At 58.8% G+C, this 7,484-nt stretch carries 6 protein-coding genes; 3 read left to right on the top strand and 3 right to left on the bottom strand.

The features are described 5' to 3' along the window. Window positions 1–294 precede the first annotated feature (294 nt). Window positions 295–978: an OmpW/AlkL family protein gene (locus tag AB1S50_RS18475; RefSeq protein WP_367152665.1), complete on the bottom strand. Its 684-nt coding sequence runs from the start codon at window positions 976–978 to the stop codon at window positions 295–297. A gap of 311 nt (window positions 979–1,289) precedes the next feature. Here AB1S50_RS18475 and AB1S50_RS18470 point away from each other — a divergent pair, with 311 nt between their 5' ends. Beyond that, complete coding sequence (locus AB1S50_RS18470) at window positions 1,290–1,856, top strand: hemerythrin domain-containing protein (protein ID WP_367152663.1); 567 nt, start codon at window positions 1,290–1,292, stop codon at window positions 1,854–1,856. Window positions 1,857–1,883: 27 nt separating this feature from the next. On the opposite strand, the gene mmsB is transcribed toward AB1S50_RS18470, so the two are convergent. Then, a complete protein-coding gene (mmsB, locus tag AB1S50_RS18465; RefSeq protein WP_367152662.1) occupies window positions 1,884–2,783 on the bottom strand; it encodes a 3-hydroxyisobutyrate dehydrogenase in 900 nt (299 codons plus the stop codon). A 382-nt stretch (window positions 2,784–3,165) separates the two neighbouring features. Next, window positions 3,166–4,278 (bottom strand): enoyl-CoA hydratase/isomerase family protein, encoded by a 1,113-nt coding sequence (locus AB1S50_RS18460; protein WP_367152661.1) that lies wholly within the window; start codon window positions 4,276–4,278, stop codon window positions 3,166–3,168. Window positions 4,279–4,458: 180 nt separating this feature from the next. Here AB1S50_RS18460 and ettA point away from each other — a divergent pair, with 180 nt between their 5' ends. Both ettA and AB1S50_RS18450 read left to right on the top strand, forming a co-directional pair. Next, on the top strand, window positions 4,459–6,123 hold the full coding sequence (gene ettA / locus AB1S50_RS18455; protein ID WP_367152659.1) for an energy-dependent translational throttle protein EttA: 1,665 nt from the start codon (window positions 4,459–4,461) through the stop codon (window positions 6,121–6,123). A gap of 273 nt (window positions 6,124–6,396) precedes the next feature. Next, window positions 6,397–7,356 (top strand): questin oxidase family protein, encoded by a 960-nt coding sequence (locus tag AB1S50_RS18450; protein WP_367152658.1) that lies wholly within the window; start codon window positions 6,397–6,399, stop codon window positions 7,354–7,356. Window positions 7,357–7,484 lie beyond the last annotated feature (128 nt).

Here is a 7,484-nt window from a genome sequence, read left to right as displayed (position 1 = left end):
ACAAAACAGCGTTTATGACCTGTATATTCGGTATTTTGACGTTACCTCGCTGTAAAGGCAGCAGGTGTTCGATAATTTTGAATTGCGATTTTGTGATTTCCATAAACGCAGATTTTATCAAAATTAGTGTTAACAGGCCCTAGTCAATCGCCAATTTAATAAATAATGCATGGTCAACTTGCCCCTGCCGCGAAAAACCACGCGACAACGCCGCTTTGCCGATATTTCAATGGCCAGCGCTTCCCTTGCTCTAATGGCGGCACCTCTTCCCGCTCCGCGTTGATCCGGCGAAAATTAGAAACGATAGCCCAGACCTACCATAGTCACCAATGGGTCCACATCCACATCCGCAGTAACATTGCCGAGACCGGGAACGGAAACCTTCGCCTCCGTGTCCAGATCCACCCACAATACCGCCAAGTTAAGAAGCCAGCGCCGATCCGCGCCAAAAGCCATGTCTACGCCGGCCTCGGCGGCCAGACCGAAGGAATTTTCCAACGACAAGTCGGCATTACCGGTGGCCCCCAGGGTGCCGAAAAGCCTGTTGGCAGCCCCGCTGACTTCCTCATCAAAGAACACCGTGTAGTTCACCCCCAAGCCCAGATAAGGCTGAACCGAAGTCGAGGGTTGCATTGGGTACCACTGCAGCAACACTGTGGGGGGCAACTGGCTGGTTTCACCCAGGGAGATGGTATCCCCCAGTCCACTCACTTCCAGGCCGTGACTGAAAGGGCTGGCCGCCACGACCTCGACGCCAAAGTGGTCACTCAGCATATAGGTACCGGTGAGCCCCAATGCACTGGCGTCATCCACATCCGCAGCAGTGCCCGGCAGCTCGGCTCCCCCCAGGGAAAGGGAGCTGGAACTGACATCCGGGCTGACTGTGGCGACACTTCCGCGCACAATAAAGGTACCGGCCTCATAAGCCATAGTGGGGACTGACAACAGCAATGTAGCCAGAGCGGCAAACAATTTCATCGGGCTCTCCAAAAATTCATAAAAAACTGCCCCGCCCGCAAGGGTATCCATCCATTTTATTGTTATCGGCGCTACGACTATGAGCGGGGCAGGCCCAGGTTAGCCGCGACCGGGGGCAGCTCCTTGATCCAAATCAAAACAACGCCGGGTTGCCTGACCCAACTGGCGAGGTGGCCCTGGTCCGGTTTGTTTGGGGTTACCGGCAACAGGCCAAATGCCGCGCCAGCTCGGCGGCAGGAATTGATCTACGTCAAGTGACAGCCCCCGCGACGCCATAACATCGGACCAGTCAACCTGCCTGGGAGGGCATCATGCACTACTTGTACCGACAGCTGTGCCGGGACCACCACAATATGCAACTGCTGCTGGATGCCGTGGAACGCCTGCTGGCCGACCTGGATAGACGCGATCGAAGCCCCTCCACCCTCAGCCTGATTCTCGACGCCCTCGACTATATCAGTGTCTATCCAGACCGCTGGCACCACCCACTGGAAGACTTGGCCATGGCCAGGCTAATGGAAAAATCCATCAACTGCAGCGCGGAGATACTGACAGCTCGGGAGGAACACAAGGCGATTGCCGCCGCAACCAGTCATACGGCGGCGCTTTTCTATGCCGTTGCCAACGATGTCGCCGTGGAGCGCAGCCAGCTGCTGAGGGCCGCAGAGAATTACCTGGAACTGCAGCGACAGCACATGCAACGCGAAAACACGCATATTTTTCCGCAGCTCGAACAACTGCTGACAGAGGAGGATTGGCGTAAGATTGGTCGGCAACTGCGGCGACAGCAGGATCCGCTATTCGGCACCCCGACCCGGAAGCTGTATGAATCGCTGCACGCCTACGTCACGGCACCGCCGGAGCGCCTTTGCACCTAAAGAAAACCGCTGCGCTTTCGCAATCCATCAGTCGCCTGCAGGGCGGCGGAAGAGGTTCTGAATACTGGAGAAATCCAATTGCTGGGTTTCCCTGTCGACCCCGTGCAACTGATAGAGATTTTTTGCCAGGGCGCCCAGGGGCGTCGAAGAGGCGCTGTTGGCAGCCGTATCCATCGCCAGACCCAGGTCCTTTTGCATCAACGCCACGGAAAAACCACCTGTGTAGCCCCGGGAGGCCGGGACACCTTCCATCACACCGGGGTAGGGGTTGTATTTGTCCAGCGACCAGTTGTCGCCGGAGCTGGCCTGCATAATCTCCGACAGCACCCGTGGGTCCAGGCCATTGTCCACACCCAGTTGCAGCGCTTCTGCAGTGCCGAGCATATGAATCGCCAGCAGCATGTTGTTGCAGATCTTGGCCACCTGCCCACTGCCCGCAGGTCCGGCATGGAAGATATTGGTACCCATGGCTTTGAGGTAGGGTTCCGCCGCCCGCACCGCTCCGGTGTCACCGCCACACATAAAGGAGAGAGTACCCGCGGCAGCCGCCGCAGTGCCACCGGAAACAGGCGCGTCTATGGCACGCAGACCGCGCTCACCGGCTGCGGCGATCAGTTGACGCGCGTCATTGGCGGCGATGGTGGAGCTGTCGATCACCAGCACGTCGTCATCCAGGGCCTGCAACAGCCCCCGCGCACCGAGAAAAAGTCCTTTCACCGCTTCTCCCCCGGGCAACATGGAGATCAAGGTTTCGGCGCCCTCCGTCGCCTCGGCCGCGCTCGCCGCCAGCGCGCACCCATGTGCCTCCGCCTGTGCCATCGCCTCCCGGGACAGATCAAATGCACTGACGGCAAAACCTTTCTTGACCAGATTGGCGGCCATGGGTCCGCCCATGTTGCCGAGACCGATAAACGCGACCTTTGCCATTGTTGCAGCTCCTAAATTGTAATTATCTCCCTGTGCCCTATCGGACGCCGCCTCGCTCAGCCCGGAAGCCCCTGATTAATTCAGTACTGCCTCGGCGAAGCCTGTGGCCTCGCTTGGCAAGGTCCTGTGGCCTTTGCGTCGGGCCCTTCCGCTGTGCTTGAAAGGCAGCCAGCCTTGATATCAAACCCGACGTAAAGCCTGAGGTTGCACTTAGCTAGTCAGAGACTCCTAGCAGGTTGTTGAGAAAGCCCTCCCTGGCTTCCCTCAACCCGGGTTTGCGGCTCATGTCCGCAAACCCTCCACGACAAATCAAGCAGTTACATGCTTGATTTGCGGCCCGAACATCCCTGTTCGGGACAGCAGGCTGCTGAAAAGGACTTTTTCAACAGCCTGCTAGATCCCTCAGCGGATTCTCTGGCCAGGGGGGCACAAAGCAGGCGTCCACCTGTGCAGTCTGAATCTCCCACAGGTTGTCCGGCTGCCAGCGTGGCTGCCGATCCTTGTCGATCAGCAGGGCGCGCACGCCTTCGCGGAAATGCCCACTGGCACACAGATTCACCGCCAGCACCAGCTCCATGCGAAATATGTCGGCCAGCGGCAGGCCCCTGCCCTGGCGCAACTGCTCCCAGACAATCCAGGGTGTCAGTGGCGAGCCGCCAGCCAGTGTCGCGGCGGCCCGCTGCAGCCACTCGTCGTCACCGCGGTAACCGGTAATCCCTCGGCAAACCTCCGGCAGCGTGGCGGCGTCAGTCAACTGTTGGATCATCTCATAACGAGCCCGCAGCTTTTGTATCGGCCAGCGGTCTCGCGGCATCTCCAACTCTCGCAGACAGTCGGTAACCAGTTGGTGATTCTGTTCCACATTGGCGCCAAACGGCAGTGCCGCCACACTACCCAGTACCTTCCGGGCATCGGCTGCCGGCAGCAGCCGGTCCGCCAAGCCCGCAAACAGTGCGTCGCTGCCAGTGAACTGTACGTCGGTCAGACCCAGGAACAGTCCCAGGCGGCCGGGCATACGATTCAGAAACCAGCTGCCCCCCACATCCGGGAACAACCCGATAGTGATCTCCGGCATAGCCATGCGGGTGGTCTCGGTCACTATGCGATGGCTGGCACCGGCCATGATGCCGATACCGCCCCCCATGACGATACCGCCCCCCCACACCACGATGGGCTTGGGGTAGGTGTGTATCCTGTAGTCCAGGCGGTACTCGCTGGAAAAAAAGCTGGTGGTGTAGCTGTAATCGGGGGTCTCGCCATAAACAGTCGACTCCCGGTACAAGGCCACCACGTCACCGCCGGCACAGAGAGCCTTATCACCGCTGCCGTCTATCCACACAGCGGCCACTTCATCATCCGCGACCCAGGCATCCAGCTGCGCCGCCAGCAGCTCTATCATCTGCAGGTTCAACGCATTGAGGGCCCCGGGCAGGTTCAGGGTGGCGACCGCCAGGGCGCCGTGCCGGGAAAACAATACCGGAGAATCCTGATTCATTACTGCACGCCTTGTTGCCGTTGACCGCGATAACGCCGCAGTTAAACACAGATCAACGCCGGCGTCAGCTACACCGGATTACAGCCACCCATGGGTCTCTGGCACAGTTGCACTTTTTACGCAAACTGATAAGTTGCGCGCAAATTCTGACCGATTCCAACACCAAGTACGGACCCCCAAATGGCCGAATACGTATACACCATGAACCGGGTGGGCAAAGTAGTACCGCCCAAACGTGAAATTCTCAAGGATATTTCCCTGTCTTTCTTCCCCGGCGCCAAGATCGGTGTGCTGGGGCTCAACGGCGCCGGCAAATCCAGCCTGCTGCGTATCATGGCGGGGGTCGACCAGGACTATAATGGTGAAGCACGCGCCATGCCCGGTATCAAGGTGGGCTACCTGCCCCAGGAACCCCAGCTGGATGCCGGCAAGACAGTGCGGGGCAATGTGGAAGATGGTGTGCGTGAGGCCATCGACGCCCTTGCCGGCCTGGAACAGGTGTACGCCGACTACGCAGAGCCGGATGCGGATTTCGATGCCCTGGCAAAAAAACAGCAACAGTTCGAAGACATTATCCAGGCCTGGGATGCCCATAATCTGGAGCACCGCCTGGAAGTGGCCGCAGATGCCCTGCGCCTGCCACCCTGGGACGCGGATGTCAGCAACCTGTCCGGGGGTGAGAAACGCCGCGTAGCCCTGTGCCGGCTACTGTTGTCCCGCCCGGATATGCTGCTGCTGGACGAACCCACCAACCACCTGGATGCGGAATCCGTATTCTGGCTGGAGCGATTCCTGCACGACTTTAACGGTACCGTGGTGGCCATCACCCACGACCGCTATTTCCTCGACAATGTCGCCGGCTGGATACTGGAACTGGACCGCGGCCACGGCATCCCCTGGGAGGGCAACTACACCACCTGGCTGGAGCAGAAAGAAGCGCGCCTGGAACAGGAGCAGCGCGGCGAACAGGCCCGTATCAAAGCCATGCAGAAGGAACTGGAATGGGCGCGCCAGAACCCCAAGGGGCGCCAGTCCAAAAATAAGGCCCGCCTTGCGCGCCTGGAGGAAATGCAGTCCCAGGAGTTCCAGAGTCGCAACGAGACCAACGAAATCTATATCCCACCCGGCGAGCGCCTCGGCGACAATGTGATCGAATTCGACCGGGTGAGCAAGGGCTTCAGCGACCGGCTGCTGATCGACAACCTGTCCTTCCGCATACCCAAGGGCGCCATCGTGGGCATCGTCGGCGGCAACGGTGCTGGCAAGTCCACTCTGTTTCGCATGATCAGTGGCAGCGAACAGCCGGACTCCGGCGAGATCAGAATCGGCGAAACAGTCAAAGTGGCCTACGTGGAGCAAGGGCGCGAGAGCCTGGATGACAGCAAAACAGTGTGGGAAGCCATCTCCGGCGGCCACGACATGCTCAAAATCAACAACTACGAAGTGGGTTCACGCAACTATGTAGGCCGCTTCAACTTCAAAGGCAGTGATCAGCAGAAACGCGTGGGCGAACTGTCCGGCGGTGAGCGCGGGCGCCTGCACCTAGCCTATACCCTCAAGCAGGGCGCCAACCTGCTGTTGCTGGATGAACCCTCCAACGACCTGGACATCGAAACCCTGCGCGCCCTGGAAGAGGCCCTGCTCAACTTCCCCGGCTGCGCCCTGGTAATCTCCCACGACCGCTGGTTCCTCGATCGCGTCGCCACGCATATTCTCGCCTATGAGGGCGACAGCGAAGCGGTGTTCTTCGCCGGCAACTACACTGATTACCACGAGGATTTCGTCAAGCGCAAAGGGGATCAGGCCGCGCCCCACCGGATGCACTACAAGAAGCTCAAGACCTGAGCCAAAGCCCGCAGACTGCGGGCTTTTTTGTACCTGTTGCCCACCGACCAAAACCGACGGGCAACAAACAGACAGGATTCCACCAGCGCGAACAGCATCCAGGCCAGTGCCACAACAACTCCGTAATCACAAATTCTGCGGAGCGCGCTATGATTAGCTCTGATCTGGTGACCAACCGGCTTCGCCAGGCAGTTCAACCATCCGGTATGCAACACTCAATGGACCATTGCGCAAACTGAAATAACAGAGAAACCACCGCCAAGGAGGGAACCTATGGCCATTACCCGCTACTGTGCAGAACTGTTGGAAGCGGCCAGTCGTTACCATGTTCACTATGGTGACCGTCTGGCCAACCACCTGCCCATGGTGTTGATCGCACTGGACAAAATGGGGGCCAGCCGCGAACAACTGCAACAGGCCTTCGACCGTTCCGCCCCCCTTTTGGAAAGCCCCCGGTTGCCCCCGCCAAACCCCGAAGTTGCGATTGGCGATTGTCGCAACCGCGAACAACTTTTGCCCACCGCCATCGACTATTATCAACACCAGCTGTGCCAGCTCGGTATCGCAGAGTGCCTGCGCCGTGAACTGCCACCACTGTTGCCGGCGATTGCCTCCGCCGCTTTCCATCCACTCATTCGTACCGCCTACGGTGTGGATGCCAATCACCAACAGGAGATTGCTACCGGCCTCGCCTACTGGAATCTGGAATATCGGACATTACCCACCTGTGACCACAGAATAGAGGTGCCGGCAGCAGAAATCCCCTCACTATTGGCTTACCGGTATCCCACCATGCCAGCGGCCCCAGGCAATATCGCCGCCCACATGGCAGCAGTCACCCATCAGAGTGGATGGCTCGACACACCTGTCCAGCCCCAGCAACTGGACCTACAGGCTATTGCCCAAGTCGCACTGAGCGCTTATCGTAACAGCGGCGATTTTACCCTGTTGCACGGCGTCACCGGCTGCCACGCACTGCGCCTGCTCTTAGACTATTGCACTGACCCGGAAGCGGCTCGGCGATACTTCTGGAGCGGACTTGTCATCGCTTTTCTGAGCACAAACACGAGGCAAACCGCGGAAGAAACACCGACAGAATCCATGGACTGGGGCGAACTGCGCACCAGCGCCTGCGGCAGCAGGGACACCCACGTCATTAAGCTGACCTACAGTTGCTGGAGGGAAGAGGAGTATTACGCAAATCCAGATTACCGGCATCTAGGGAACCTCTGAAAAACTGCTCCAGTCTGGCATAATTTACCCCATTTCCAACATACACAGATTCAATCATGAGCCAACTGACCTTCGCCGAAGCCGAATACACTATCAAGAAACGCAAAACACGGCGCGAACTGTTCCTC

The organism is Microbulbifer discodermiae, from assembly GCF_040742695.1.
GTDB lineage: Bacteria > Pseudomonadota > Gammaproteobacteria > Pseudomonadales > Cellvibrionaceae > Microbulbifer.
The sequence above is the reverse complement of the archived record's forward strand: the minus strand, read 5'-3'. Positions and strand labels throughout refer to the sequence as shown.